This window comes from Chryseobacterium culicis, from assembly GCF_002979755.1.
In the GTDB taxonomy this organism is placed as follows: Bacteria; Bacteroidota; Bacteroidia; order Flavobacteriales; family Weeksellaceae; genus Chryseobacterium; species Chryseobacterium culicis_A.
This window is the reverse complement of sequence record NZ_PCPP01000001.1, coordinates 1,766,984-1,791,386: the sequence shown is the minus strand read 5'-3', so window position 1 is coordinate 1,791,386 and position 24,403 is coordinate 1,766,984. Positions and strand designations below refer to the sequence as shown.

The 24,403-nt window shown below is 36.5% G+C and carries 29 protein-coding genes; 10 read left to right on the top strand and 19 right to left on the bottom strand.

All coding sequences use genetic code 11. The features are described 5' to 3' along the window. Nucleotides 1-15: 15 nt before the first annotated feature. From CQ022_RS08125 to CQ022_RS08115, 3 genes are all read right to left on the bottom strand, one after another. Entirely contained in the window at nt 16-738 is a 723-nt protein-coding gene (locus tag CQ022_RS08125; protein ID WP_105680930.1) for a siderophore-interacting protein, read from the bottom strand. 87 nt (nt 739-825) lie between these two features. Continuing rightward, nucleotides 826-1,689 carry a helix-turn-helix domain-containing protein gene (locus CQ022_RS08120; protein WP_105680929.1) on the bottom strand — a complete coding sequence of 288 codons (864 nt, stop codon included), beginning with the start codon at nt 1,687-1,689 and terminating at the stop codon, nt 826-828. Nucleotides 1,690-1,864: 175 nt separating this feature from the next. Continuing rightward, nucleotides 1,865-2,500 carry a LysE family translocator gene (locus tag CQ022_RS08115; protein ID WP_105680928.1) on the bottom strand — a complete coding sequence of 212 codons (636 nt, stop codon included), beginning with the start codon at nt 2,498-2,500 and terminating at the stop codon, nt 1,865-1,867. Between the two features lie 207 nt (nt 2,501-2,707). Here CQ022_RS08115 and CQ022_RS08110 point away from each other — a divergent pair, with 207 nt between their 5' ends. From CQ022_RS08110 to CQ022_RS08095, 4 genes are all read left to right on the top strand, one after another. Continuing rightward, nucleotides 2,708-3,421 (top strand): hypothetical protein, encoded by a 714-nt coding sequence (locus tag CQ022_RS08110; protein WP_105680927.1) that lies wholly within the window; start codon nt 2,708-2,710, stop codon nt 3,419-3,421. Nucleotides 3,422-3,515: 94 nt separating this feature from the next. Next, a complete protein-coding gene (locus CQ022_RS08105; RefSeq protein ID WP_123864406.1) occupies nt 3,516-4,052 on the top strand; it encodes a hypothetical protein in 537 nt (178 codons plus the stop codon). Between the two features lie 113 nt (nt 4,053-4,165). Continuing rightward, nucleotides 4,166-4,771, top strand: coding sequence for a sensor histidine kinase (locus CQ022_RS08100; protein ID WP_165791597.1), 606 nt, complete (start codon nt 4,166-4,168; stop codon nt 4,769-4,771). Nucleotides 4,772-4,781: 10 nt separating this feature from the next. Next, on the top strand, nt 4,782-5,462 hold the full coding sequence (locus CQ022_RS08095; RefSeq protein WP_105680924.1) for a response regulator transcription factor: 681 nt from the start codon (nt 4,782-4,784) through the stop codon (nt 5,460-5,462). 67 nt (nt 5,463-5,529) lie between these two features. Here the strand turns inward: CQ022_RS08095 and CQ022_RS08090 are convergent, their stop codons facing one another. From CQ022_RS08090 to CQ022_RS08040, 11 genes are all read right to left on the bottom strand, one after another. Next, nucleotides 5,530-5,793: a RebB family R body protein gene (locus CQ022_RS08090; protein WP_047378387.1), complete on the bottom strand. Its 264-nt coding sequence runs from the start codon at nt 5,791-5,793 to the stop codon at nt 5,530-5,532. An 82-nt stretch (nt 5,794-5,875) separates the two neighbouring features. Then, on the bottom strand, nt 5,876-6,133 hold the full coding sequence (locus CQ022_RS08085; RefSeq protein ID WP_047421299.1) for a RebB family R body protein: 258 nt from the start codon (nt 6,131-6,133) through the stop codon (nt 5,876-5,878). 85 nt (nt 6,134-6,218) lie between these two features. Next, nucleotides 6,219-6,476: a RebB family R body protein gene (locus CQ022_RS08080; protein WP_047387826.1), complete on the bottom strand. Its 258-nt coding sequence runs from the start codon at nt 6,474-6,476 to the stop codon at nt 6,219-6,221. 62 nt (nt 6,477-6,538) lie between these two features. Continuing rightward, nucleotides 6,539-6,796, bottom strand: coding sequence for a RebB family R body protein (locus tag CQ022_RS08075; protein ID WP_228421494.1), 258 nt, complete (start codon nt 6,794-6,796; stop codon nt 6,539-6,541). Nucleotides 6,797-6,874: 78 nt separating this feature from the next. Continuing rightward, on the bottom strand, nt 6,875-7,132 hold the full coding sequence (locus CQ022_RS08070; RefSeq protein ID WP_047378383.1) for a RebB family R body protein: 258 nt from the start codon (nt 7,130-7,132) through the stop codon (nt 6,875-6,877). A gap of 464 nt (nt 7,133-7,596) precedes the next feature. After that, on the bottom strand, nt 7,597-7,824 hold the full coding sequence (locus CQ022_RS08065) for a RebB family R body protein (RefSeq protein ID WP_105680921.1): 228 nt from the start codon (nt 7,822-7,824) through the stop codon (nt 7,597-7,599). 23 nt (nt 7,825-7,847) lie between these two features. Next, nucleotides 7,848-8,231: a hypothetical protein gene (locus CQ022_RS08060; protein ID WP_105680920.1), complete on the bottom strand. Its 384-nt coding sequence runs from the start codon at nt 8,229-8,231 to the stop codon at nt 7,848-7,850. A gap of 29 nt (nt 8,232-8,260) precedes the next feature. Continuing rightward, on the bottom strand, nt 8,261-9,088 hold the full coding sequence (locus tag CQ022_RS08055) for a hypothetical protein (RefSeq protein ID WP_105680919.1): 828 nt from the start codon (nt 9,086-9,088) through the stop codon (nt 8,261-8,263). Further along, nucleotides 9,085-9,273: a hypothetical protein gene (locus CQ022_RS08050; protein ID WP_105680918.1), complete on the bottom strand. Its 189-nt coding sequence runs from the start codon at nt 9,271-9,273 to the stop codon at nt 9,085-9,087. The genes CQ022_RS08055 and CQ022_RS08050 overlap by 4 nt, the downstream gene beginning before the upstream one ends. A 38-nt stretch (nt 9,274-9,311) precedes the next feature. Further along, nucleotides 9,312-9,827 carry a hypothetical protein gene (locus CQ022_RS08045; RefSeq protein ID WP_105680917.1) on the bottom strand — a complete coding sequence of 172 codons (516 nt, stop codon included), beginning with the start codon at nt 9,825-9,827 and terminating at the stop codon, nt 9,312-9,314. A 17-nt stretch (nt 9,828-9,844) separates the two neighbouring features. Beyond that, complete coding sequence (locus CQ022_RS08040; protein ID WP_047433885.1) at nt 9,845-10,060, bottom strand: RebB family R body protein; 216 nt, start codon at nt 10,058-10,060, stop codon at nt 9,845-9,847. A gap of 567 nt (nt 10,061-10,627) precedes the next feature. Between CQ022_RS08040 and CQ022_RS08035 the strand changes: the two genes are divergently transcribed. Next, nucleotides 10,628-11,008, top strand: a complete 381-nt coding sequence (locus tag CQ022_RS08035) for a hypothetical protein (protein WP_105680916.1) — start codon at nt 10,628-10,630, stop codon at nt 11,006-11,008. A gap of 27 nt (nt 11,009-11,035) precedes the next feature. Then, nucleotides 11,036-12,079 carry a hypothetical protein gene (locus CQ022_RS08030; RefSeq protein WP_105680915.1) on the top strand — a complete coding sequence of 348 codons (1,044 nt, stop codon included), beginning with the start codon at nt 11,036-11,038 and terminating at the stop codon, nt 12,077-12,079. A 99-nt stretch (nt 12,080-12,178) separates the two neighbouring features. Here CQ022_RS08030 and CQ022_RS08025 read toward each other — a convergent pair whose 3' ends face one another. After that, a complete protein-coding gene (locus CQ022_RS08025) occupies nt 12,179-13,534 on the bottom strand; it encodes a C10 family peptidase (protein WP_105680914.1) in 1,356 nt (451 codons plus the stop codon). A gap of 222 nt (nt 13,535-13,756) precedes the next feature. Between CQ022_RS08025 and CQ022_RS08020 the strand changes: the two genes are divergently transcribed. The 3 genes from CQ022_RS08020 to CQ022_RS08010 all read left to right on the top strand — a co-directional run bounded on the left by CQ022_RS08020 (nt 13,757) and on the right by CQ022_RS08010 (nt 16,423). Beyond that, nucleotides 13,757-14,329, top strand: coding sequence for a helix-turn-helix domain-containing protein (locus CQ022_RS08020; RefSeq protein ID WP_105680913.1), 573 nt, complete (start codon nt 13,757-13,759; stop codon nt 14,327-14,329). An 87-nt stretch (nt 14,330-14,416) separates the two neighbouring features. Continuing rightward, the gene (locus tag CQ022_RS08015; protein ID WP_105680912.1) at nt 14,417-15,904 is read left to right on the top strand and encodes a serine hydrolase; all 1,488 of its coding nucleotides are present in this window, start codon (nt 14,417-14,419) and stop codon (nt 15,902-15,904) included. Between the two features lie 90 nt (nt 15,905-15,994). Next, a complete protein-coding gene (locus tag CQ022_RS08010; RefSeq protein ID WP_105680911.1) occupies nt 15,995-16,423 on the top strand; it encodes a DUF3592 domain-containing protein in 429 nt (142 codons plus the stop codon). 18 nt (nt 16,424-16,441) lie between these two features. Here the strand turns inward: CQ022_RS08010 and CQ022_RS08005 are convergent, their stop codons facing one another. Further along, complete coding sequence (locus CQ022_RS08005; protein ID WP_105680910.1) at nt 16,442-16,987, bottom strand: hypothetical protein; 546 nt, start codon at nt 16,985-16,987, stop codon at nt 16,442-16,444. Between the two features lie 223 nt (nt 16,988-17,210). On the opposite strand from CQ022_RS08005, the gene CQ022_RS08000 reads away from it, so the two are divergent. Continuing rightward, nucleotides 17,211-18,260, top strand: a complete 1,050-nt coding sequence (locus tag CQ022_RS08000; RefSeq protein ID WP_105680909.1) for an alpha/beta fold hydrolase — start codon at nt 17,211-17,213, stop codon at nt 18,258-18,260. 128 nt (nt 18,261-18,388) lie between these two features. Here CQ022_RS08000 and CQ022_RS07995 read toward each other — a convergent pair whose 3' ends face one another. From CQ022_RS07995 to CQ022_RS23170, 3 genes are all read right to left on the bottom strand, one after another. After that, nucleotides 18,389-19,531: a 1-acyl-sn-glycerol-3-phosphate acyltransferase gene (locus CQ022_RS07995; RefSeq protein ID WP_105680908.1), complete on the bottom strand. Its 1,143-nt coding sequence runs from the start codon at nt 19,529-19,531 to the stop codon at nt 18,389-18,391. Nucleotides 19,532-19,910: 379 nt separating this feature from the next. Then, the gene (locus tag CQ022_RS07990) at nt 19,911-21,377 is read right to left on the bottom strand and encodes a 5-methylcytosine restriction system specificity protein McrC (RefSeq protein WP_105680907.1); all 1,467 of its coding nucleotides are present in this window, start codon (nt 21,375-21,377) and stop codon (nt 19,911-19,913) included. Next, complete coding sequence (locus CQ022_RS23170) at nt 21,377-24,109, bottom strand: AAA family ATPase (protein WP_228421492.1); 2,733 nt, start codon at nt 24,107-24,109, stop codon at nt 21,377-21,379. The genes CQ022_RS07990 and CQ022_RS23170 overlap by 1 nt, the downstream gene beginning before the upstream one ends. Nucleotides 24,110-24,403: the final 294 nt, after the last annotated feature.

The following is a 24,403-nucleotide window of genomic DNA, read 5'->3' as shown; positions in this document are numbered from 1 at the left end:
TGTTGTTGCTCCTTTTTACAGACCCTTTTTCCCTTCAATCCAATACGCCTGGGATTTTATACATTTGGGAGAAACACCTCTGGCTTTAAGGAATTTCCTGATTAAAGACATTCTTCCTCCGTTTCCGGTAAGGTAGAACACAGCATCATCATTGTAAATGGCTTCTTTTTCTTCTCTCAGAAAGTCATTCAAAGCTTCAATCATTCTCATGGTATTATTTTTAGGACTGTGATAACCATATAAATTGAGTTTCTCAAGAGCGGAACATTCTTCCAGTTCATGAAGACAAATGAATGAAGATCCACATTCCTCCACAGCTTCTTTGAGGGAAAGAGAACTTCCCAAAGAGGTTTCATCTCCCACAGAAAAATGAATTTTTGCATCAGGAGCAAAGAACTGTTTTCCTCTGGGCATTAGAAGTTTTACAGAATCTCCTTGAGTCAATTGGGTTACAAAATGACTTCCGGCGGCAGAAATGTCATGAAGATGAAATAAAATATCAAAAGTTCCTGCTTCCCTGTTGAAATTATAAGGAGAATAATTCCGGAAATCCCGGTCGTTAATCCTTATTCCTATGGCGTAGGCAGGTTCATAGGGAACTTCCTGTAAATCTGTTTCAAAACGTATACGGCAAAGGTCTTCCGTAATTTTTTCTATATGAGTAACAGTACATTCTTTAAATTTTGAGGACCAAACATTTTCTACTGTGTCATTGATCCATTTTGGTAGGCTTGGCATAAATCATTTTTATTGCAAAGGACGTTGCAAAATAAGAAAATACCGATAGCTGTTTCGGGGAATTAATTGGACTATTCGTGGTTTGTGTTATTGGTGTTGATTTCTGAACTCCGACGGAGACTGGTCTTCCAGTTTGGAGAATAAACGGCTGAAGTAGGTGTGATCACTGTAGCCCAGTTCATAGGCTACTTCTTTTACGCTCAGATGAGTAAAGACCAGTAATCTTTTAGCTTCAATTAAAATTTCCTGATGAATCCAGTGTTGTGCGGGTTTTCCTGTTACTTCACGAACCGCTTCGGTTAAATATCCTCTTGTAATATTTAAAATCTCTGCATATTCTGATGGACTTTTCAGGGTTTTAAAATCTCTTCGAACTAAACCTCTGAAGGCTCTTGAGAGTTGCACAGATCGGCTTTCACTGGAAGCCTGGGACCTGTTTTTCTGGGAATACAGCAAAGCAAACATCCCAAGAAATGCATTCAGTAATGACTGAACCACCAGAAATCCCTCTTTAGATGAAAGCATTTCGTTGGTATAGGAAGTATGAAGGATATTGGCTGTGGTATTGAGTTTTTTAACCAAGTTTTTATCCAGAGCCAGCGGTTGTATTTCCCCCAGAGATTCATCAAAAAAAGTACGTACTGCCTCAGGAACAAGCTCTGCTTTTACCGCGACAAACCACCCACAGACGTCTTTCATTAAAAGTCCCTGATGTACCTGTCCCGGTAATACACAGAAAAGAGTGGAATCTTTGGCTTCAATCGTTTTAAAATCCACCATCATTCTTACATGTCCGCTTTCCATACAGGTAAAAATATAGTGACTGTCCCGGTGTATTCCTTTGTCCAAAAGAATATCCTCAGCTTCCTGAGTACTTTTATCCATTCTTTTGACATGGAACTGATGATGGGAAATACCGTTTAAATCATAAGTGGGAATGGTCTGTTTCATCTTTAAACCTGTTGTGATGAGGATAATACGCAATGGTAAAATTACGTATTTTCACGGTTTTACACTCCGAATATTAATCTCAAATTCGCGGTGCATAACCATGATGCTTTCTCCAAGTCAGATTTTATATGAATATACAACAGAATTCGGAACAGAAAGAAACCTGTTCCGGATTTTATTTTGCTTTAGAAAATGCCATTTTTATCGCCAGATAAGTCAGTACGCTGGCCATAAACCATTTCTGGACTTTTATCCAGACCGGATTATTGGAAAAGAATAAGGAAACTCTTGCAGCAGCTAATACAATGATAAAATTAATGCTGAAGCTGATCAGAACCTGAATAACACCAAGCTCCAGGCTTTGTATGAATACGGAACCATACTCAGGTTTGATGAACTGAGGGAAGAAAGAGAGATAAAAGACTGCCACTTTTGGATTCAGGACATTCGTTAAAAAACCAATGGTAAAAAGCTTTTTGGGACTGTCATGAGAACTGCTTTTATCAACATCAAAAATATTTCTGCCATTGGGTTTGATCGCCTGATAGGCAAGATATAAAAGATACAGCGTTCCCACTGCTTTAAGAACGGTATAAGCGAATGGTACAGCCAGTAAAACAGCGGTCAGACCAAAAGAAACCATGATGATATGAAATAAAAACCCGCATACTACTCCGGTTAATGAGATAAAACCTGACTTTTTCCCCTGTGTTATAGACTTTGAAATGAGGTAAATCATATTGGGTCCGGGGCTGATCACTAAGATGAGTGCAGCCAGAATGAAAAATATAAGCTCGTGAAATGGAATCATACGCTGGTTTTTATTTAAATGAGGAGGTTTCTGATGCAAAGATAGGAGGTGTTTCTCATTTAATTTTATGAAAAAAAGAAGAAATAGTCATTTTAACTTCATTATATTTTATTTTCCACTTGAATGTGATTTAAAAATAAATAGCAGTCTGTTTTTTTTGTAAATTTCAACACATAAAATAATTATCATTCACAAATAAATATTATCATGACTACTGAAAACATCTTTAAAGCCATCAGAAAATGGAAAAATCTTGTTGATTCTTATAAAAACGGAATTGATACAAATGGTAAAGAAATTTTGAATTATTTGAATCAGGGAACTCACTTCAGTGTTTCAGGGGAAGAGATTGAACAATGGAAGAGAAACCTTGGAACTGCAGAGCTCCCAATGATTCATGCTTATGTAGGGATTCATGAAGATCAGCTGAAATTTTTCCTGATTGATTCTAAAAGCGATAAAGATGCCAATTTCAGTACCATCATTACTAAAGATTTTTTACTTGAGTTCAATGAATCAAAAATAGAAAGCAGTAACGATATTGCAGTAAATGTTCCTCCAATCACATCAGAAGCTGCTATTAACCGTAGTTTCAGATGGAATATGTTTAGTACTTCATGGCTGAAGGCTCAGAAAAAAGAAGATATCTTTCAGCTTATTTCCATTCCGTTTTCAGATTATGAAAAAATGGGAATTGCAGGCGGACAGACGTGTGCCAGTTTCTTTGGACTTACTGATGATTTAGAAAAAAAGGATGCAGATTTTCCTTATCATATCGAAATTATTACCATGAAAAGTCTGGCGATTGATCATATGAGTGAAACCGCAGAAAATTATTCTACTCCAAGACCTCCTTTTACCATTATTGATACTCTTAATGATTATCAACTTTTGAAGGTAAGCACCAGTGTTTTCGTATAACAGTTTATCCCTGTACTTACAGATCATTATTAACCTGGTCTTATGTACAGGGCTGATTCTATTGATAAAAGAAAGGGGAAAAACGAAACTTCCTGTGATCATACTTCTTTCAGGAGAATTTATGCTGGAGCTGACAGACTTAGCCGGAAGGCTGATGAAGTTAAATACTTTCAATACCTACAATTATACATTAAGCCAGTTTTTTGGTTTGATGATTCTTACGGTGATCTATAGCAATTATTATATCCAGCTTTCCCGTGAGCTGAGATGGATGATCTATTGTTATGCAATATTGGTGTTACTTACGAATGTGTTGTATGTACAAGGAGATACACAGATTACTTTTTATTCCAATATTATCACCAGTATTATTATTTGTAGCTATGCCTCCTCTTATTTTATGAAGATCATAAGGGAAGGTAGGACAGATAGGGATATGTTTATCGTAAATATCATTGTTTTCTTGTTTTTTTCTATCGAATGTCTCATATCCACTACCTATAATTTTTTAATCAGCAACCATCTGAACTGGGTAGCTCCTATCTGGCTTTTCAGAGGTTTCCTGCTATTGTTTTTTTATATTGCTTTTATTAATCTGGGATGTGGCGTTGGGAAAATCAGGATCAGATAGTTGTATGGATATGGATCGGAATTGGACTGTTTTTTTTAACAACATTATTCATTACATTATTGGTTATTAGTTATTTAAATAGTATTAAAAAAAATAAACAGAAGGTTTCCCGAATGGTTCGGAATACAAAAAATGAATATTGGGAGAATATGCTGCTTTTACAGGAACAGGACAGGGAACGTCTGGCAGAAGAACTTCATGATAATATTATTTCACAGTTGAATCTTATCCGCTTGAACCTTAATGATAAAAAACCGGAAGAGCTTAATCGTGATTTAAAAAAATCTATGCAGCTGATACGCGAATTATCCCATAATCTTACCCCACCTGATCTTGATGAGATTGAGCTGGAGGATTTAATTGCCGATTATCTTGATCAGGTCAATAAAAGCATAGAAGTCATTTTTCGCCATATTACGATAAGAACACCCATCAGTAATCCTGTAAAACTGAATCTTTTCAGAATCCTGCAGGAATTGATGACCAATATTTTAAAACATGCTGAAGCTACCAGAGTTGAGGTGTCCTTAAGAATCTCTCAGAATTATCTGATATTAACCATAGAAGATAACGGGCGTGGATTTATCGTAGAAACCCATTCCGGAGGTATTGGTCTGAGGAATATTCAGTCAAGAGCACAAAAAATTAAAGCAATCTATAAACTTAAAACAGAACCCGAAAAAGGAACAAAATTCATAGCCTGTATGGCCATACAATAAAAAAATAAACATGGAACACTCGAAAATTAAAATCGGAATTGTAGATGACGACCTGCTGTTTGTACAGCTTTTAAAAAATTATATTGAAAATAATGGTGACTATCAGGTTGTAATGACATCAACAGGTGGACATCAGTTTCTCACACAACAAAATTCCGTAACCATAGATATTCTGATTCTGGATCTGAGAATGACAAATGGTGACGGTCTGGAAGTAATGGCTGAACTCACCAAAAGAGAATTGGAAACAAAAATTATTGTTCTTTCCAGCTTCTACCGCCGTTCATTCATGGGACAAATGTTGAAAATGGGAGCCCATGCTTTTTTGCCTAAAGAAATTGAATTAGAAGAATTATTGGCTGTCATCAAAACCGTTCACCACACAGGACATTATTTCTCCAATGACCAGATTGATGTCATGAGAACTCAGCTTTCGAATAAACTCCCGGAATTTCATGCGTTTTCCAGGAATGAACTCACCGAAAGAGAAATAGATGTTTTACGATTGGTTTGCCAGCAGCTCAGCACCAAGGAAATTGCTGATTCTCTTTTTATTTCTCCGAAAACCGTAGAAACACATAAAACCAACCTGATGATTAAAACAGGCGTGAAAAATATGGCAGGACTGGTTATTTATGCCGTACAAAATAAGGTGATAGATCCTGATGAAATTGTATTATTCGACAAATAGTCTGCATCCAAAAAAGAGTCAGGGAGTACATGATGTACTCCCTGACCACAAGAAATCTAAAAACACACTATAATTTAGGATTCAATACTTTAGCAATAGAAACTGCATCTGCTACAGTGTCCAGGCTATAGATCTGCAAAATACCCTGAGTAGTGGCTGCCTGACCTAAAATGTTTTGCTGGTTTTGTGCATTCACTGCATTTTCAAACATAATTCCTGTAGAATGTGCAGCGGATTGATATACGTTACTTAAAGCCATTGCAGGAGATTCTGCTACTACTTTTACGTTCGATTGCGTTACTGCGTCTGTGATTTGTTCGTTTACTGGCATAATGATTATTGTTTATTGGGGTTAAAAGTACCGGATTTTCCGGCTGTTTGGATAATAGTTTTAAAAGAGGTCCGCAAATGGATTATGGATTAAGGATTTTAGCCATAGAAACCGCATCAGCTATGGTATCCAGACTGTAGATCTGTGCAATACCTTGTGTAGTAGCTGCCTGGGTAACAATGTTCTGCTGGTTTTGTGCACTCACAGCGTTTTCAAACATAATTCCTGTAGAATGTGCTGCCGTCTGATATACGTTGCTTAAAGCTACTGCAGGAGATTCTGCAACTACTTTTACGTTCGACTGTGTTACTGCGTCTGTGATTTGTTCGTTTACTGGCATAATGATTATTGTTTAGTTGAGGTTAAAAACAACCGGATTTTCCGGTTGTTCGGATCATGAAATGTAAGCTGTTCGCAAAAATGGATTACGGATTAAGGATTTTAGCCATTGAAACCGCATCTGCTATCGTATCCAGGCTGTAGATCTGAGTGATTCCCTGCGTAGTAGCTGCCTGGGTAACAATATTTTGTTGGTTTTGGGTATTTACTGCATTTTCAAACATGATTCCTGTAGAATGTGCAGCAGATTGATATACGTTGGCCAAAGCCATTGCTGGAGATTCTGCTACTACTTTTACGTTTGATTGTGTTACTGCGTCTGTGATTTTTTCGTTTACTGGCATAATGATTATTGTTTATTGGGGTTAAAATAACCGGCTGTTCCGGCTTTATAGAATTGTTTTAATTAAGGTTTAAGAATTTTAGCAATAGAAATGGCATCAGCTATCGTATCCTTGGTATAGATCTGAGAGATCCCCTGCGTAGTAGCTGCCTGCGTTACGATGTTATGCTGGTTTTGAGCGGTCATCGCATTTTCAAACATGATTCCTGTAGAGTGCGCAGCAGATTGGTATACGTTGGCTAAAGCCATTGCAGGAGATTCTGCTACTACCTTTACGTTCGACTGCGTTACTGCATCTGTGATTTGTTCATTAACTGGCATAATGATTATAGTTTATTAGGTTAAAAAACGACCGGATTTTCCGGCTGGGATAATAACTTTTTTCGAAAAAGTTAAAAACTACGGCTTAAGAATCTTTGCAATAGAAACTGCATCTGCTACCGTGTCCAGGCTATAGATCTGCAGAATACCCTGAGTAGTAGCTGCCTGACCTAAAATATTCTGTTGGTTTTGTGCGTTTACTGCATTTTCAAACATAATTCCTGTAGAATGTGCAGCAGATTGGTACACGTTGGCTAAAGCCATTGCAGGAGATTCTCCTACTACTTTCACGTTAGATTGCGTTACTGCGTCTGTGATTTGTTCATTAACTGGCATAATTGTAATTGTTTTTGTTGAGATCTGATCTCGGTTAATAATTATTTGAGGTAAACTAGTTTACTATTTGAGTTTTTAAACTCACCACAGATCTTCAGATGAATACATTTCAAAGACATTGATATAGACAGGTGATAGTTATGAATATTTAAATCTGAAGGGTGGCTCTGAATACAATGATTGAAACCCTCTCTGTAAAATCTGCGCGAGTTTAAAGCCTATTTTTTCTGATAAAAGGATGCGGTCTTTATTTTTAATATCTGTCTTAAAAATAAATTTCTACTGCGGGTATGCTGACAATGCTGGATTCCTTTGGGCTAAAGATGGATTCTGAATGATTGTTTTGTACATGGGCAGCATCTGAAAGGCGGTGCAGGATAAATGTTGACCTGATTGTATATATTGAGGGCACCAGCTTTCATCTTTGCAGGAAACAGACCGCATCTGTAGTAATAAAACTGAAATTAGAAACGTTCTTTTCTAATGGTCTCCAGTTCCTTTATTTTCATATTCTTTGGACTCATTTTTTTTAAGCCCATGACATAATTGCTCATGGCAGTCATATTATTTCGCTGCTGGTTCAAGGCAGAATTGATCTGCATTGCTCCCGTAGAATGTGCACTTACCTGCGTGGTGATCGCCTGAGGTACAGCGGTAGACATTCCTGTAATCATTGCATCGATTTCGTTCATAATAATAGTGGATTTTGGTGGTTCTATGGTCGGATGTTTCCAAATCTGGCATTCAGTTTATTCATCCGGTCCATTATTTTGAGTTCTTTTTCTTTTACCTTTGCTGTAGAGGCTTCCTGAAGCTTTTTTAGCTGTTCTTCATAATTCATCACAGGAGTATCCGGTGGCTCTGGTATGACAGCCTGAACCTGGGCAGATTCCTGTTGTTTAACGGCTTCTTCCAGCTTTTCCAGCAGAGGTGCAAGTGACTTCATCGTCTCTTTGATGGCTTTATCCTTGATATAATTGATGATTTCTTCTTCATGTCTTAAAACAAAAGGCATGATTTCTTTTTCCACAACTTCAGGTTCTGATACAGGGATCGGAGGTTTATAAGCGGGAGCTTTCTTTCTGGTTCTTCTGCGCATACATATTGCTTTAAATGTTGTAAAAATTATTACAGCAGATAATTAATAAATGCAGACGCAGCCTTCCAGTCACGGTTGATTTCTTTGATCACATTATATCCTGTAATTTCCAAGGCTACACATGCTGAAATAGCACTGGCAGACAACATTTCTTTCAACTGGTGGGGAGGAAGTGTAAGGATATAATCATCCGGAATGATAAGAGATTTAGCAGGTGGAGGCGTTTCGTTCACAACAATACTCAGGATTTCCTGGAAATAATGAGCAATCAGCTTGGAGGCCTGAAATTCCAGTTCCCTTTTTAAGTCTATTATTTCCTCCTGAGTAGCCAGGTCAGAAATAGCAGCCACATCTACATCATGTACTGAATATTGTGCTTCACCTGTATCGGATGGAGTGATTGTAATATCTGCTTTAAGGATGCATTTTGATTTTTCAAGATTAACCGTTAGAAGTTTTGAATCATAATCAGGAACAGCAATGTCACTTAAGGTAGTAAGAGGCATAATTCTGACATTACAATAAAACACCTTTGGATCATCTAGTTTGACCATGATCACGGCAATTCCCGTTGATTTATCTATAGGTTCCACCACAAAACACTGAAACTGATTGTATCTTTTACTATTTCTGTTGAGGCAGTTGACCAGTCTTACAGAGGGTTGTATATTAATATTGGATGTTTGAAGATTAAATACAAAACGCTCTGCATTGTTTTCTGTCCTTTTGGCATCGGCACTTTTGGTGTCAAAATAATCATTATCATGGTCTTTGACCAGGTAAAGTCGTTCATTTAAATCGTTTAAACTTTCTAGATTTAAAATTTTTGCGGGTTTAGTTACTGAGGAATAATTCATCTCTTATTTATTTTAATTTTTTCAATGATTTGGTTGATGATTGTTTTTTTCTTTGACTTATCTTCAGGCTCTACTGAAGGAATTACTGCTTCTTTAATCTCTGGTTTTACAAGTGGCTGCGTCAGTTTTACTGACTTTAATACTAATTTTCCCCCATGATCAGCCGTGATAAAGCTTTTTCTCATACCTTCCTTTTCTGATGAGACTTCTTCCGAAACCGGATCTACTCGTTTTTTTTTTCAGAATCTTCAATCTCAGGGGAAACTTCCGTATAAGATGGGGGAGAAGGAAGTGCTTCTGAGACTGGAAGAGTATTCACATTATAAATAGTATTGGAAATTTTAGCCTTTACTTCAGCATACTCACTTACCATTTTGAATAAGTCCTTCATCATTTCATTGCCTTTTCCTGCATCCTGGCCCTGAAGATTCTCGGCCATCTGAACAGAGGTTTCTTTACTTCCGGGAGCAGGCCCGAAAGTGGTTCCATACGTCAGTAAATTATTAGCTAGCCTGCTTAATGCAATCAAACCTACCTGTTCGAATCCTTTTAAAAAAGACTGTAAATCCTGAACCATCATTCCTGTAGACTGTTCAATCATTACTTTCGTTACTCCGGTCATTGGAGAAGCCTTAGGGGGAGCCAATACCTCACTGTTCACAAATACTACAGCTTTCTCCGCCGGAGTGGTAGCATTTGCTGCCTGGGATTGTTGGGTTTCACTGTTGTGTTCACTCATGATTGTAAGGTTTTAGATTATCCTTTTAAAATTTTAATGGCATCTGCAACAATCGCTGGGTTGAGCTGGTTCAAGTTCTGCTGATTCGTTACAGAATTCTGAATGGAAATTCCACTGGCATGGGTGGCCATCTGGTAAAGCATACTCATAGCCTGTGCGGGAGACTCACCAAGTACCGTAACATTCGTCTGTGTTACTGCATCTGTAGTCTGGGTGTTTACTGTATCTGCCATATTCTGGGTTTATTGGGTTACTATTGTTTTTATGTTCAAGTATCTTTTTTCAAAGACTTTTCTTTCAACTCAACCTTTTTTATTTTCCGGTTAAGTATTCACTATGAGATTGTTGATCTCTTTTGTCTGATACAAATTTCATCAAACTGAATAAATCTTCATTAAGGGAAAAAACGGAATTTTAAAAAATAGGGGAATTCTCCTATGAGTGAAATTTTTTTAAAATGGATTGTATTTAAGGAATAGTAAAAACAGAAATAATCTATCTTAAAAGCCAGAAGCTGGAAGTTACTATCCGGTCAATTACTTCTTTAAGTGTTTATTGATCAATGAAATTTTATAAAGTTGAATAAAAAAGAGGACACTCTTCAATTGCGTTCATGAACTTCCCTCTCCCAGCTTCCAACTTCCTATCTGCTTCATAAAATACATATGAATACATAAATACATCACCTGTGAATACGGGTAAACCCTTAGTTTTTGAAAATGGGTAGATCCCCTCTATAACGACGGCAGGTTTACTTTGAAATTTGTCTGATAACCTATTCTAACATTTAAAATCATAATATGAATAATCAGAACAACGAAGAACCGGAAGTGAGACCTCCCTTTATAATAGTACAGCCGGGATATGCCACCGGAGATATGTTTGCCATTGCTGCAACATTGATTAATGATGAAAGATACCACGTATTGCTATCTACAACAATGGATGAATTTGAGAATGTAAATGATCCGTATGATAACAGTAAATCGATCAGAGAATTCTACAGGAATTCCGGAATAAGTGAAGACAGGATACATACTCATAGAGTTCCGGAAGTGAGAAGTCCCGGGTTGGCAAGTGAGCTGAAAAAAGAAGTAATAAACCTTTTAATACATTATCCTAATATTTCAAAAGGAGAAATAATCAGAAACTACTATAAACCTGTAGGGGAAGGAACCTAGTATATTGCGCAAAACTTTTCTGATGAGATGAGAAATAATCTGAGAAATGTTTGGGACATCAACGCAAGCCAGGATAATGCGATAGAAATATGGCTGAAAACACAGGGGATCCCCACAAGTGGGAAAAATTTACTGATTTTATGGTCCCGTTTCAGCGGAAAAGGAGGCGATATTCACATAGAACATGATACCAGCTATTGGGGAATCAAGCAGATTGTGCATAGAGTGGCAGATATGTATGATGCCATCATTATTACCGGAGATAAGGGATACATAAAAGAAAGAGCAAAGAAATACGATGAAACAGCAGAGGAGATTAATAGATATTATGGCCCCCAAAAAGTATTCAATATTACAGAATTTTGGAAAGGAAACTCTTCTGAACTGAAAGCATGGGGAGGAAACACCCGTTTAGGCCAGTTTAAGTTGTATGATTATTTTCAGAGACATTTTCAAAATGTAAAACATCTGGGATTCAGAAGCGGTAACCTGGAAATGATGGCGATGTTAGGATACACGGTTCGGTATATGGAAGAAAAAGGAAGTGAAAGCGGGGGCAGAATGACCATTTGGTTTAATAGAGGAGACGGTGAAACAGAAAAAGGAGGTAAAGCCACCGGATATGAAAGACTTTTATTGGGTGAGCCTCCTACAAGATCAGGTAAATTTATTCAATATCAAATCCAGGAAATAAACAGAGAAATGCGGGAAAGAAAAGAACCCTTTCAACAAAAAATTAACGAACTCGAAAATGCTCATGAAAAGGCAGATAGTCCAGCCATGAAAAATCTGAATAAAGAAATGAAAAAAATAGATGATGAAGGCGATGCCAGAAAGAAAAAGTATGCCGGATCCGACTTATCTCCCTATCGTAAAGATCAACAGCCTCCCAGACCTATTCTGAAAGAAGAAAAAAGCAACTACTCAGAAGGCTTTAATACTGATGATATGGATATTATTCTGAGATATCTGCAGCCCTTAGACTGGGTAGAAAGAGAAACATCATATGAACAGTATATCCCACAACGGACAAAAATCTACGATAGATTGCTGAATATGGAAACATTGTAATAAAATAATACATAGAAAACAGCATTATGTTCTAGGACATAATGCTGCTTTTTTATTATTGAAATCCGGTCTTATATTACATTTGTAGAATAGATATCATTAGTTTGGAGTAATATTATAGATCATATGCTGATTATAAATATAATCAACAACAGGAAAATTCTGCCCTGTATTGGCATCGTCCCAGCTCTGATAGTCATACCATCCATTGTAGCTTCCTCCCCAGCCCCAATTCATATGGATATGTTCTGCAATAACAGCAGAATTGCTATAGCCATTGGAATAAACAGTTGTTCTTTTGATCGATTCGAAACCATCAGCTACCCATGCATGCCCGTTACTGTAAGAATAAGTAGTATGCCCGATGGTCCAGCCAAATATTCCAACCTTTTTAGGTTTTGTTTTAATTTCTCTGGTGCGGTATCCATCCAGATATACGGGTTTTGCTATTTTTAAATTATTCATCAATGGGTTAAAATTAAGCGCAGCCAAAGGAGTAGTATAATATTGATACTGGCTTACAAAAGCATTTCTTGCATTATCAGAGTGTGCCCCTGACCCTGAGCAGCTGTAGGTCATGGCTACTTTACTTCCAATATTCTGCATCAGATATGATATATTTACGGCGTCTGCTGAAGTATAATTACCCGAATTAATAGAAGCAGGCATATTGGCAATATTGTAAATATTCGGCCATTTGTGATATCTCATGATCTGTCCCATAGCCGTGGCTACACATCCGGAAGGAGCAATTCCTGATGTACAATTATTAAAACGGACAAAATTATTATAACCTATTAGTGACGATCCTGGGGTGGCAGTCAGTCTTTGAGTCCATTTTGTAGTAAGATAAGGACCCCAGCTTTTCGTTTCATCCCATTGATCCGTTATGGAAGGTGGTGTCCATGGGATAGGATTTCCGTTATGATCTACAAAACCCAGATCGATGGACGGGTTCACTGCTGCCCATTGCTGAGTTATTTGTTCATTGGGAGCTTCACCTTTTTCAATAAGTGCATTGATGGTAAGGTATCGTGTAACAGCCCAGTCTGCCACTCCTCCAAATTCTTCAATATTCTCAAAATCAAAATGACCTTCATTATTGTAAGCAAGGATAGGGCGTTCTACCCGCGAAGCTGACATAATCACAAATCCTTGATTCTCTTTAAGGTTGATCGCATACATGATAGGGATTTCGTTGTCATTTTCAATGGTCTGTACGTTGTCAATATTACTTTCAGTGAACATTGGAAGGCCTTTTGAAGAAGAATCGCTGGTTTTCTGATTTAAAAAGTTGATGGCAGCTTTTTTTGCATCATCTACACTTATTTTCATACTGGCTGTACGGTTGGGTTTATCCTCGTGGGGATCATCCAGGTTATTCTGGCATGAAGATAAAAATAAGAAGAACATCAGGAGACAGATATGCCTCCAGGTAAAAATAAATTTTCTCATGGTAATAATGATTATTGGTTTAATTTGTAATTTACTTATTTTTAATTATATGTAGGTATTTTATTCAGTTTAATTATATTTTTGATGAATTTTTTTAATTATTTAAGGGTGGCTTGAAATTAGATGAATACTGTTCCGATGATTGAATGCCGTTCTTTATCATGTTGAAAAAGATGTCTACATTTGCCATCAGAAATACTTCGAAAAATATTTACCGGCACTATGTCAAAACTGAAAACTCTACGTGAACAAAAAAACCTGACTCAGGAGGAGCTGTCAGAAAGATCAAAGATTTCTGTAAGAACCATTCAAAGGATAGAATCCGGAACAGAACCTAAAGGACATACGCTGAGAGCCCTGGCTCAGACTTTGGAAATAGACGAATCTTTATTATTAAAGGAAGAAGTTATTATTTTCCCGGAAAATAATGAGGTAACAACAGAAGTTGCAGAAGAACCTGAAACAATCAATTATTCTTTGGTTAAAATGATCAATCTCTCCTCCTTATTATTTGTAATTGTACCTCCATTAAATATTCTGGCTCCCTTTCTGCTGATGTTTTTCATGAAGCAGAGAAACACTCTTACTAAACAGATTGTTTCATTGCAGATGTTTTGGACTGCTATGGCGCCCATTGTATTTATGCTCGGTATCTTTTTAAAGCTCGGAAAAGAGTTTACCCTTATTCTGATGATCCTTATTGTATTATCCAATGTATTGATGATCCTCCGGAATGCTGCTGAGATTGATCGTAAAAAGAAATTATATTTCAAGCTGAAATTCAGTATGTTATAATTTGTGTCGTGGCTTTGTCGGGTTTTTGTCGGGTTCATTTTTATTTAAAAAACGAAATGAAATTGAATCTTTGTCAAAAAAATAACAATGACAAAGCTTACTCAGTTTTTCCTTTCTTTTTGCACACTATTCTTTAGCATACACCAGGCGCAACTTAAAAATACAGATTCCCTTTATAAAACCATTATGTCGAAAGACAGCCTGTTTTTTTCAGCAGGCTACAATACCTGCAACATAAAAAAAATGGAAAATCTGTTAAGCGATACGTTTGAATTTTATCACGATAAAGGCGGTTTTGAAGACCGGAAAAAATTCATCATTGATTTTAAAAACGGATTATGCAAATCTCCCGAAACGTATCAGTTAAAAAGAGTTCTGGTGGAGAAAAGTACTGAAATTTATCCCATGTATAAAGATGGGAAAATATATGCTGCTATTCAGAATGGAGATCATCTGTTCTACGAAAACACCGGAAATCACGTTGAAAAATTAGTTGGAGAAGCAAAGTTTACCCACCTCTGGATGCTGGAAAATAATGAATGGAAACTTAAAAATTCATTGAGTTTTAACCATCACCCGAAGCAGACTACGGATAGTGAAACCCTATTTGATAACGATCGTTTCATGGAAAGCTGGCTGAAAGAAAATAATGTTCCTGCGCTGGGGTTAGGAATTATTGAAGGAGGAAAGCTTCAGCAGGTAAAAGTTTTTGGAGATTATAAAAAAGGAATGCCAGCTCCCCGTAATGCCTATTTTAATGTAGCATCTCTCACCAAACCTGTCACAGCAATGGTCACTTTACGTCTGATAAGTTTAGGACAATGGAAACTGGACGAACCCTTAGATACTTATTGGACAGATCCTGATATTGCCAACGATCCGAGGCATAAAAAACTCACCACCAGAATGATCCTGACCCATCAGACCGGGTTTCCCAACTGGAGATGGATGAATACAGACAAAAAACTGAATTTTCAATTTGATCCCGGCACAAAATACCAATACTCAGGAGAAGGTTTTGAATACCTTCGGAAAGCATTAGAAAAGAAGTTTGGGAAATCGCTGGAACAGCTTGCCGGAGAATTGATTTTTAAACCCCTCAAAATGAGTGATACAAGTTACATCTGGGATCAAAGCACGGATGAATCAAGATTTGTAACAGGATACAATGAAAAAGGAGAAGCTTACCCCATAGAAAAAACTAAAACGCCTAATGCTGCCGATGATCTCCATACTACGGTAGAAGATTACGGGAATTTTATGGTCAGTGTCATGAAAAAGAAAAATCTGAAGCCAGAGGTTTTTCAGGAAATGATTAAAAAGCAGGTAAAAACTAAAGAGAACAAATATTTCGGATTAGGTTTTGAAATATATGATCTTGGAAATGGGGAGTATGCATTGGCTCACGGCGGGTCGGATCATGGCACCCATTGTATTGCTATTGTACTGCCCAATTCAGGTAAAGGAATTGTAATATTTACCAATGTTGATGACGGTTACAAAGTATATGAAAAACTGGTTGTCCACTATCTGGGAGAACAGGGAAAGAAGATTGTGGACATAGAAACCAGATAACAGCTTCTACAATGAAAATCTTTGTATATTTAGAATATCAATCTGAAAATAAATACAATAGATAAATATTTGTTTCCGGAATGCAATAATATGAACAGAAATAAAACGAAAGCTATGTGGCAATATTATTTTATCCTTGGTGCAGGAGTGATTCTGTTTGTTGCAGCATTACTGAGCCTCAAAAGCACACTCTTATTTTTAAAGAAAGCCGAAAAGGCAACGGCAACCGTTACCTCACTTCGGGAATTTGAATCGGATGGAATCGTATTCAGCCCTCTCTTTACCTTCCGTACCCAAAATAATATTGAATATACCTATGAACTGCCTGAAGGAACCAATCCTTCAGCGTGGTCGGTAGGGGAAACGGAGACGGTTATCTATGATCCGGATGACCCTTCTTCAGTAGAATTATATACGTATTTCAGAATTTTTGCCTGGCCATTAATCCTGATCTCGATAGCACTGCCATTATTGGTGGTAGGAGGAGGCTATTTTATTGCCGCTCAGTTTTTAAAATAACCTGCTTTCTTTATATTGTTATTTTACTTTTTCCAGAAGATATAATTTAGCTCCGGAAAATGCTAATTTAGGCATCAGATTGCCTTCCAGAACCATCGTTTTACTGTTCACATCAATAACGGAAATGTAGTTGTTGGAATTGTATTCTATATAATTCTCCTTCTCTTTGGTGGATGGATTTTTTCCAAATTCCATAGAATATTTCACCCAATCCTCATCCTGCGTACTGCAATGTACCGGTTTGAATTTAGATTTTTTAGCCTTGAAAACAATCTGGTCAAAACCTTCCGTACATTCTGAGGTAAATGAGCCGTCAGGATTCTGATCTTTCGAAAAATCTTCAAAAGAACCACGGTATACACCTACTACTTTCCAGGTGCCATCCAGGCGGTCTTCGTCTATTTTTCCTTTCGCTTTGCTTACCGCCCAGCTGATCCCATTTACGGTTCCTTTTACGGCTTTATAACTTAAGCTTACCGCTCCGGAAACTACTTTTGTAGCTGTTCTTACCACACACGAATTGAGAATAAATACAGCAGAAGCCAGCAATAATATTTTCTTCATTTTGTCAAATTTTTTCAGATACGAAGATAATGTTTTTAGAAAAACTGATTCATGATGAATAATTTTTCGTGCATTTTGATCATCATTTAAAACATTTTTATTTTCCTGTCTGGTTTACCGTCCGAAAATCAGTTTTCGCCGTTCAATATGACCTGTTCAACATATTTACCCTTATTTTGAGCACTGCTTTACCCTAATTTTACCCTCATAAAACATCACTATTATGAATACTACATTGAACTTCAGTAAAAAAGTACAGGCCATTTTATCCTTGGTCATTTTTATAGGAATGGGATTATTATCTCTTAAAGCACAGACTTACACGAATGGCAACAAAGATCTGGAAAACGCTGCTGTAAGAGCTGCTTTCCAGAATACAAAGAAAATCAGAGCCGGGCTGCTGGATGTAGGCTATGCAGAAGTAGGGCCTGAAAATGGAAAACCTGTGATCCTTCTTCACGGATGGCCTTATGATATCCATAGTTTTGAACAGTCTTCTGTTATTCTTGCTGAAAAAGGGTACCGTGTTTTAGTGCCTTACTTAAGAGGCTACGGAACCACTACCTTTGTGTCTCCGGATATCAAACGCAACGGTCAGCAGAGCGCTGTTGCACTGGATATCATTGCTTTTATGGATGCCCTGAAAATTGATAAAGCGATCATTGGCGGTTTCGACTGGGGAGCCAGAACTGCTGATATCATGGCAGCTCTGTGGCCTGAACGCTGTTCCGGACTGGTAGCTGTAAGCGGATATTTGATAGGAAGCCCAAAAGCAAATGAAAAGCCTTTACCTCCAAATGCTGAACTTTTATGGTGGTATCAGTATTATTTCTCCACTGAAAGAGGGTATAAAGGATATAAAGCCAACACTACGGCATTTAATAAACTGATATGGAAAACAGCTTCACCAAAATGGACTTTTGATGATACTACTTATGAACGTTCTGCCCAGGCATTCAATAACCCTGATCATGTTGATATTGTGATTCACAATTACCGCTGGCGTCTGGGATTGGCGAAAGGGGAAAAACAATATGATGCGCTTGAAGCCAGACTGGCAAAATCTCCTTCTATCACGGTTCCAACCGTTACCCTGGAAGGTGATGCCAACGGAGCTGCATTTCCTGCACCGGAAAGTTATGCCTCCAGATTTACAGGCAAATATGCACACCATACCCTAACAGGCGGAATTGGTCACAATCTACCACAGGAAGCTCCGAAAGCATTTGCAGAGGCTATCATAGAAGTAGATTCCATGTCATCATCCCAATAAAAAATTACAGAATTTCAAGAATAGCAACCCTTTTCTTGGTCAGCTGATCTGAATTTTCGTTCGTATTCTCAATAAAAACAAAACCACTACTCAATAGCAGTGGTTTTTTAATTTTATCTGATTGTTAATTATCCTTCAGGGTTTTCCTGGATCTTCAGCTTATTCACCAGAGGGTTTGCATACATCGCCAGGAAATACTCCTTAGAAACAGGATCTGACGGATCAATACGCATTTCAAGTCTGCGGGCAAATAACTGTTTTTCCTGTTCCGTATATTCGGAAGCATAGGTATGAGTGTTGTGAAGCAGGTCGTAAGCGATATACTTGGTAGGCCAAAGCTTATAATTGCTGATGATAGAACGGTCAATTACCTGTGCAATAGCCTGCAGCTGTTTATTTTTATTGTCAATGGTAGCTGCAATTTCATTCAGCTCTCTATCTAATACCTCACCTGCGTGAATATGGATGCGTTTCTTTTGCCCCAGAATTCCGCTGATGATATTGGTGAAATCTTCATTTTTCCCTTTAATGTATTCCTCATCTCTGTGCTGTGCCAGCAGTTGAGGCATCTTTAACGAATCTGTGGGATCATATTCATAGGAAATGGAAACCGGAACGATCTTTAATGTTTTAAAATAATCTGTCAGAGACTGGTCTCCGGAAGCCATGGCAAGCATTTTCAAAACTCCCTGCTGGGTGGAATCGTTACCGTTTTTGGTACGGCCTTCACGTTGTGCAATCCATACAGAACGGTTTTCCTGAGACAGCTGTTCTTTAATATACTCAGACATGGTTTGTGAACTTGTTAGCTGTTCACGAAGTGGCAGACCTCTTTGTACCAGAAAATTTCGGTTCAGCTTAGCCAGTACATTTAAGAACTTCTTGCGAACAAGATTATCACCGATTGCTGAAGCTGTCATCACATAACCGCCTTCCAGCAATACCAGATTAAGCAATGAAGTATCCAGAACGATATCTCTGTGGTTCGAGATGAAAAGGTAAGGGGTATTCTTATCCAGCTTATCAAAGCCTGAAGTCGTTAAGCCGTCAGAACTTTTTGCAAGGATCTGGCGAACGGCATAGGCTACAAACTGATGCTGAAAATCACTGATAGAATGAATATTCTTAAACTGTTCCAGCCAAACCTGCTCATCCGTATCAGGAAAAGTAAAATTCATGAAGGCTTTCATCATCGGATCACGGGCTATACTCTGTAATCTCTCATTTACTTCCTGATCATTGAAATACCGGATTTCATCAAACTTAGACATGCGGTTAGGTAAAAATTAAAACTTTTTGCAAAAGAACGAAAATTTATTGGGGCATAGGGTATAATGGGTGTTAAAGTATTATGAAGGGCGTAGGAGTTCAGAGAAATTATCTATGGAAGTTGATCAAGTTTTATCATTTGCCATTATAAATAGGTGCATAACCTTGTCATTCTGTAGGAATCTAGACCGCCACTTTGATCTGCAGTAGGAATTGGAGAGGAATAAGCTTGGTTTGTTGTAATGATAAAACATTCATTTGGTTTTAGTGCAAAGTTCAATAGATTGTTGAAATTCCTAAGGAATGGCAAAATGTGTAGAGACTAAATAAAGGGTTCAGTTTGTTAAGTAGAACCCTTTTATATTGTTATGAATTTCTAAATTAAAGTACAGGTAAGTTAATTCCTAATTTAAAAACCTTATGATAGGCAGTGATTTGATTATCTGTGTTTTCAAACTGTTTTTTAATATTTTCAATCGAAAATTCTTCTAATAATGAGGATGGTGTAGTAGCATTATCTTTGGTAGGTTGATGCAGATGTGGATAGACAATTAGACAATCCAATAGGGTATCTTCTTTCCATTCGCTATTCTTACTTTTCATTTCGTTGATCACCTTTTTTAGACGTGAATATCCAGAAACCTGTCGAATATCCTGATGAATATGACTTTTAATGTACTTGAGTTTGTATTTCGTATCAATTACCATTTCATATCCTGGCTTACTTATTAAGATATCCAGTGAGTTCCCATAAGTACTGAATTGATAATGAATATGATGGGTGTCTTCTGGATTGGCCTTGATTAATTGATAATAAAAATAAAGCTCGAACAATCTTGGCATATCAATCCAGAAAGGGGGAGTTTCTATTTTTTTCTGGGTCGTTTTTGTGATGGTATAAGAAAAGCGTTTCAGAATAAATTGTCCTATTCTCACAGCCTCTCCATATTCATTGAAGAAAGGATTTTTTTTACTCTGTTTTAGTTGATGAACATCAACTTGGGTACTAATATGTTCAAAAGCGGGTCTGCAATAATTTAAAATATGTTTAATAGATTCTATATTGGAAGAAAATAATAATGGATTGTTTTCAATATAGCTGGTCGCGAATTCCAATACTTTTTTTAGGAATCTATTTTCAAAATGATCTTCACCAAACACCTGAAATTCACAAAAAGTAGAGGTGAGTCTATTTTTAAACACATTTTTCTTTATATGTTGGCCTATTAATACTTTACCCTTAATTTTACTATTAAGATTCTCTTGAGTTTTGTAATATGCTTTCTTCAGACCCTTTCTTACAATAGTTTTTAAATGTTGTAAAAACTGTATGATAAGAAAAGGAGTTAGACGATCATCTTTTTGATCTATTTCAATATACTTTGCATTCCAATCTATTTGAATAACATCTTTTGAATAACTAGCAGTTTGTGGGAGTGCCATAACTTTCAAAAGGATGCTCAGATAGTTTACTTCATGAGCTTTTATCGTTTCTTGACTCTCAAATTGTTCAGGAATTTCAGTGGAATTCTCTTCGCCATTTAAACAAGTATTGAAATATTCAGATAAACCTGCATTCAATTTAGGCTCTATGTAAATTGTTCTTCCTGTGGTTCCCAACCAGTCGACTCCTACATAATAATCAGCCTTAATTTCACATTGATTTTTCTCTTTAATCACTGAAAAAGAAAAAGATTGATGATTAAACTTTTTACTTTGTAGCGTTGTAAAAAGCTGAAAAGAATCATCGTGGAGATGTAGAAGCTGACCTTTTATATCGGTAAAAGGTTCTCCAGCATTTATTCTTTTAATTAGAAAACTTTTATGTTCTGAAATCAATATTCCCATTAATTCTTCAATTTCAGGGTGTTGATATAATCTTTAATGTTTTGATTTTCATGAGTCCCCACAAGAATTCCATCTTTTACATATTCTAATAAGATAGGCACTACTTCGTAGTTCATTTTCATCTGAAAGATTTCATCTCTTTTTTGCTCGTCTTCTGCATCTTCTTTCTTAGCAATGAAATAACTATGACCTAGCTGAACATCATTAATCTCAAATTCACTGCTTACATTTTTTGTGGTGAATAGTTGAGATACCTTTTCAAAATCAGTACTGTTAAAATGAATGGTCTGATCTTCTTTCAAATCTTTAGGCAGGATATTCACAAAAGCAAAACGTCTTCTTATTGCATAATCAATGTGTCCTACACTGCGGTCTGCAGTATTCATGGTTCCGATGATGTAAAGATTCGGAGGAAGGATTAGATCTCTTTCACCCTCTACCTCATATACACTTTCTACGGCTTTACCTCTATATTCAAGGGCATAGATAAGCTCTCCAAGAACAGAAGATAAATTAGCACGGTTGATTTCATCAATAATCAATACGTAATTTTCTGTTGAATTTGATAATATATTATCATTAGAAGGAGCTGGCTTATCCTTTAGAAAGTTTCTTAGCTTTTCTACAAGTGGGAAATAATAAGCTGTTCTATGGTAAACTGTTTTTGCAATATCTCCATATTGTTTGGTTTGCTCTCTGTTGATAATCTGATAATGATAAAGCTTTTTTATTTCACTGAATTTTAAGCGATCTCCTTTCCATCCGTCACTTGAAATATGAAAAGAATTTTCCCCCACATGGGTTAGGAAAAGTTTATTAGTAAGTTGTATTTTATAATCATTGGCAATCAACTCTTCTTCTATGGAGGTCTTAAAGTCTTCAAACATTTCTTCCAACCATATCGATTTGGAAACTGCTCCTGAATGCTGGTTATGATCACAAGCTTTCTTAATAAAGTCTCCTAATACTTTATTTTCAGCTTCATAGACAATACCGTTTCCTTCTTCATCAGGTTTGGCTACAATACCTCTCACAAAATCTTCGTAGGTATAACTGGGATGAAATTGAACCAGCTTAAACTGAGGATGTTGTTTTAATTCCTTAGGATCTTTAAGTTGTAAAAGTTGAATGGCCAGTTCTTTTGCCTGCCTCGTTTTTCCTGTGCCTGGAGGGCCTTGTAAAATGATTTGTTTCTTATATTCTAAAAGCTTTATATGTTGACTTTCTTCCTTTTTTCTTTGTAAAGATTCATGGAACTTTATATATTCTGCGAGGGCAGCCGAATAATAACCATTCAGACCGTAAGATGGGGCTTCTGCATGGTAGTATTCGCTTTCCGGATTTTTCTGTTTGTCTTTTGTATCCTTGTACAGAAACGATAAATAATCAATATCACTATTCTCAAAAATATTCTTTTCTATTTTCTGAGATAGAATTTCTAAAGCATTTATATAAGAATCTGTTTTTCCTGATTCTTTATTTGCACCCTTTTCCAACCAGGTTTTATATTGTTCTTTATAATTGATGATCATGTTTTTATTCATTTTTTTTAATAATGATTGATAATAAAATGGACTAATTTGTGTTAATGTTTTTAATGCTAGACTTTCATTGAGACTCCATTCTCCTCTTCCTTTCCAGTCAACTTTCCGGTTGTGTTTATACTCGTCTTTTTCATCATCAAAAATGTATTCACTCTGTACTTCTCCATAGCCCAGCAATATGCTACGTCCCTTTTTGACAATAATAAAGTCCCCTATATTGATGGTGTTTTTAAAGTCAAAATTGGCAGCAGTGTCATGAGGCTTATTAGATTTCCCACCATATACTTCCAGAAGTTTATCGTTAATCTCTTTTTTGTTTTGATACTGATTTAAATCTCCAAGGTCATCCCATCCCAGAGCCATTATTCCATTCTTATAAAACTCATCCCATTTGTGCGCATTTTCTCCAGGGGCATAGAGCCAGTAATTAATAGGGCTATTAGAATTAATAATGCGATCTGCTTCATCTAGCATGTGAAGATGAGCCTCTAGGTTTATTACATTTTTCCGGAGGTAGCTGGAAACCTCTTTAGCATTGATCTGTGTGTTGCCTGGTAGATCTAATATCATGATTTTGGCAATTGTTCCAAAATAGGAGGTAACGAGCAAACTTCTATCTTCAAGAGGAAAACTTCTATATAGTGAACAGATAGAGGTATAATCATTATCAATATTAAGTACTTCTTTGCAAATGCATTTCCAGAATTTATAATATATAGGGAATTGATCAGGGGCTTGACAATGTTTAATAATAGAAAAAAGATGAGGAATAAATGATCTTAAATTCTTATTCAATTCTAAATCAAAATCCTCTATTGTATTGCACTTCTTAATTGTATTGAATAATTCAAATAATTGTAAAGTTCTGTTTCCATCAAGTGGAGTCCCTTCTTTAAAGTTATTAATAAAGTTTACAACTTTTACAATTGAATCTATTTTGGAAATATAAATAGATAAATTGTTAGTATCATTGGCATCAAATAGATCATCAGATTGTATTTTTCTGATCACATTTCTAATGATATTTTCAGTGGTAGGATTTTGTAATCGATGGAGTTTCTCTTCCAGAGGAACGAACCAACTCACGATTTTTTCATTTTCTACAACTTCATGAAAAGCTTCTTCGTATTGAGCTTTTATTTCTTCAAAACTTTTATTAAAAGAATTTAAATATTCTTTGGTCGTCATAATATAGAGCTTATTATATTATTTTCCATATTGACTTTACGAGGAAGTATTAATGAAGAATAATATGAATGTTAAAATATAGGAGTATTCTGAGTTTTATATTCTATGTAAGAAATAGATTATGTGATAAAGTGTAGTGTTTTCATGGATTTGTCGTTTTATTGGGTACAATGATAAGAAAAAACTTTAGTTTCAGCTTACGGGAAAACGTAATTTTAACGAAAGTAGTGCTTAAAAACGGCTTTATCTCCTTCAAAAGTCCCTCCATCCACTTCAATAAGCCTCTGGAGGGAC

What these genes read in the sequence shown, in the direction of transcription:
- CQ022_RS08100 (WP_165791597.1), top strand. Translation starts at nt 4,166, where the DNA reads ATGGTTCGGAATACAAAAAATGAATATTGGGAGAATATGCTGCTTTTA.
- CQ022_RS08120 (WP_105680929.1), bottom strand. Translation starts at nt 1,689, where the DNA reads ATGAAACAGACCATTCCCACTTATGATTTAAACGGTATTTCCCATCAT.
- CQ022_RS08070 (WP_047378383.1), bottom strand. Translation starts at nt 7,132, where the DNA reads ATGCCAGTTAATGAACAAATCACAGACGCAGTAACGCAATCTAACGTG.
- CQ022_RS08115 (WP_105680928.1), bottom strand. Translation starts at nt 2,500, where the DNA reads ATGATTCCATTTCACGAGCTTATATTTTTCATTCTGGCTGCACTCATC.
- CQ022_RS08125 (WP_105680930.1), bottom strand. Translation starts at nt 738, where the DNA reads ATGCCAAGCCTACCAAAATGGATCAATGACACAGTAGAAAATGTTTGG.
- CQ022_RS08020 (WP_105680913.1), top strand. Translation starts at nt 13,757, where the DNA reads ATGTCAAAACTGAAAACTCTACGTGAACAAAAAAACCTGACTCAGGAG.
- CQ022_RS08080 (WP_047387826.1), bottom strand. Translation starts at nt 6,476, where the DNA reads ATGCCAGTAAACGAAAAAATCACAGACGCAGTAACACAATCAAACGTA.
- CQ022_RS08055 (WP_105680919.1), bottom strand. Translation starts at nt 9,088, where the DNA reads ATGAATTATTCCTCAGTAACTAAACCCGCAAAAATTTTAAATCTAGAA.
- CQ022_RS08045 (WP_105680917.1), bottom strand. Translation starts at nt 9,827, where the DNA reads ATGAGTGAACACAACAGTGAAACCCAACAATCCCAGGCAGCAAATGCT.
- CQ022_RS08075 (WP_228421494.1), bottom strand. Translation starts at nt 6,796, where the DNA reads ATGCCAGTTAATGAACAAATCACAGATGCAGTAACGCAGTCGAACGTA.
- CQ022_RS08005 (WP_105680910.1), bottom strand. Translation starts at nt 16,987, where the DNA reads ATGAAGAAAATATTATTGCTGGCTTCTGCTGTATTTATTCTCAATTCG.
- CQ022_RS08090 (WP_047378387.1), bottom strand. Translation starts at nt 5,793, where the DNA reads ATGCCAGTAAACGAACAAATCACAGACGCAGTAACGCAATCGAACGTA.
- CQ022_RS08035 (WP_105680916.1), top strand. Translation starts at nt 10,628, where the DNA reads ATGAATAATCAGAACAACGAAGAACCGGAAGTGAGACCTCCCTTTATA.
- CQ022_RS08110 (WP_105680927.1), top strand. Translation starts at nt 2,708, where the DNA reads ATGACTACTGAAAACATCTTTAAAGCCATCAGAAAATGGAAAAATCTT.
- CQ022_RS08060 (WP_105680920.1), bottom strand. Translation starts at nt 8,231, where the DNA reads ATGCGCAGAAGAACCAGAAAGAAAGCTCCCGCTTATAAACCTCCGATC.
- CQ022_RS08065 (WP_105680921.1), bottom strand. Translation starts at nt 7,824, where the DNA reads ATGAACGAAATCGATGCAATGATTACAGGAATGTCTACCGCTGTACCT.
- CQ022_RS08025 (WP_105680914.1), bottom strand. Translation starts at nt 13,534, where the DNA reads ATGAGAAAATTTATTTTTACCTGGAGGCATATCTGTCTCCTGATGTTC.
- CQ022_RS23170 (WP_228421492.1), bottom strand. Translation starts at nt 24,109, where the DNA reads ATGACGACCAAAGAATATTTAAATTCTTTTAATAAAAGTTTTGAAGAA.
- CQ022_RS08095 (WP_105680924.1), top strand. Translation starts at nt 4,782, where the DNA reads ATGGAACACTCGAAAATTAAAATCGGAATTGTAGATGACGACCTGCTG.
- CQ022_RS08050 (WP_105680918.1), bottom strand. Translation starts at nt 9,273, where the DNA reads ATGAGAAAAAGCTTTATCACGGCTGATCATGGGGGAAAATTAGTATTA.
- CQ022_RS08000 (WP_105680909.1), top strand. Translation starts at nt 17,211, where the DNA reads ATGAATACTACATTGAACTTCAGTAAAAAAGTACAGGCCATTTTATCC.
- CQ022_RS07995 (WP_105680908.1), bottom strand. Translation starts at nt 19,531, where the DNA reads ATGTCTAAGTTTGATGAAATCCGGTATTTCAATGATCAGGAAGTAAAT.
- CQ022_RS08030 (WP_105680915.1), top strand. Translation starts at nt 11,036, where the DNA reads ATGAGAAATAATCTGAGAAATGTTTGGGACATCAACGCAAGCCAGGAT.
- CQ022_RS08040 (WP_047433885.1), bottom strand. Translation starts at nt 10,060, where the DNA reads ATGGCAGATACAGTAAACACCCAGACTACAGATGCAGTAACACAGACG.
- CQ022_RS08010 (WP_105680911.1), top strand. Translation starts at nt 15,995, where the DNA reads ATGAACAGAAATAAAACGAAAGCTATGTGGCAATATTATTTTATCCTT.
- CQ022_RS08085 (WP_047421299.1), bottom strand. Translation starts at nt 6,133, where the DNA reads ATGCCAGTAAACGAACAAATCACAGACGCAGTAACACAGTCGAACGTA.
- CQ022_RS08015 (WP_105680912.1), top strand. Translation starts at nt 14,417, where the DNA reads ATGACAAAGCTTACTCAGTTTTTCCTTTCTTTTTGCACACTATTCTTT.
- CQ022_RS07990 (WP_105680907.1), bottom strand. Translation starts at nt 21,377, where the DNA reads ATGGGAATATTGATTTCAGAACATAAAAGTTTTCTAATTAAAAGAATA.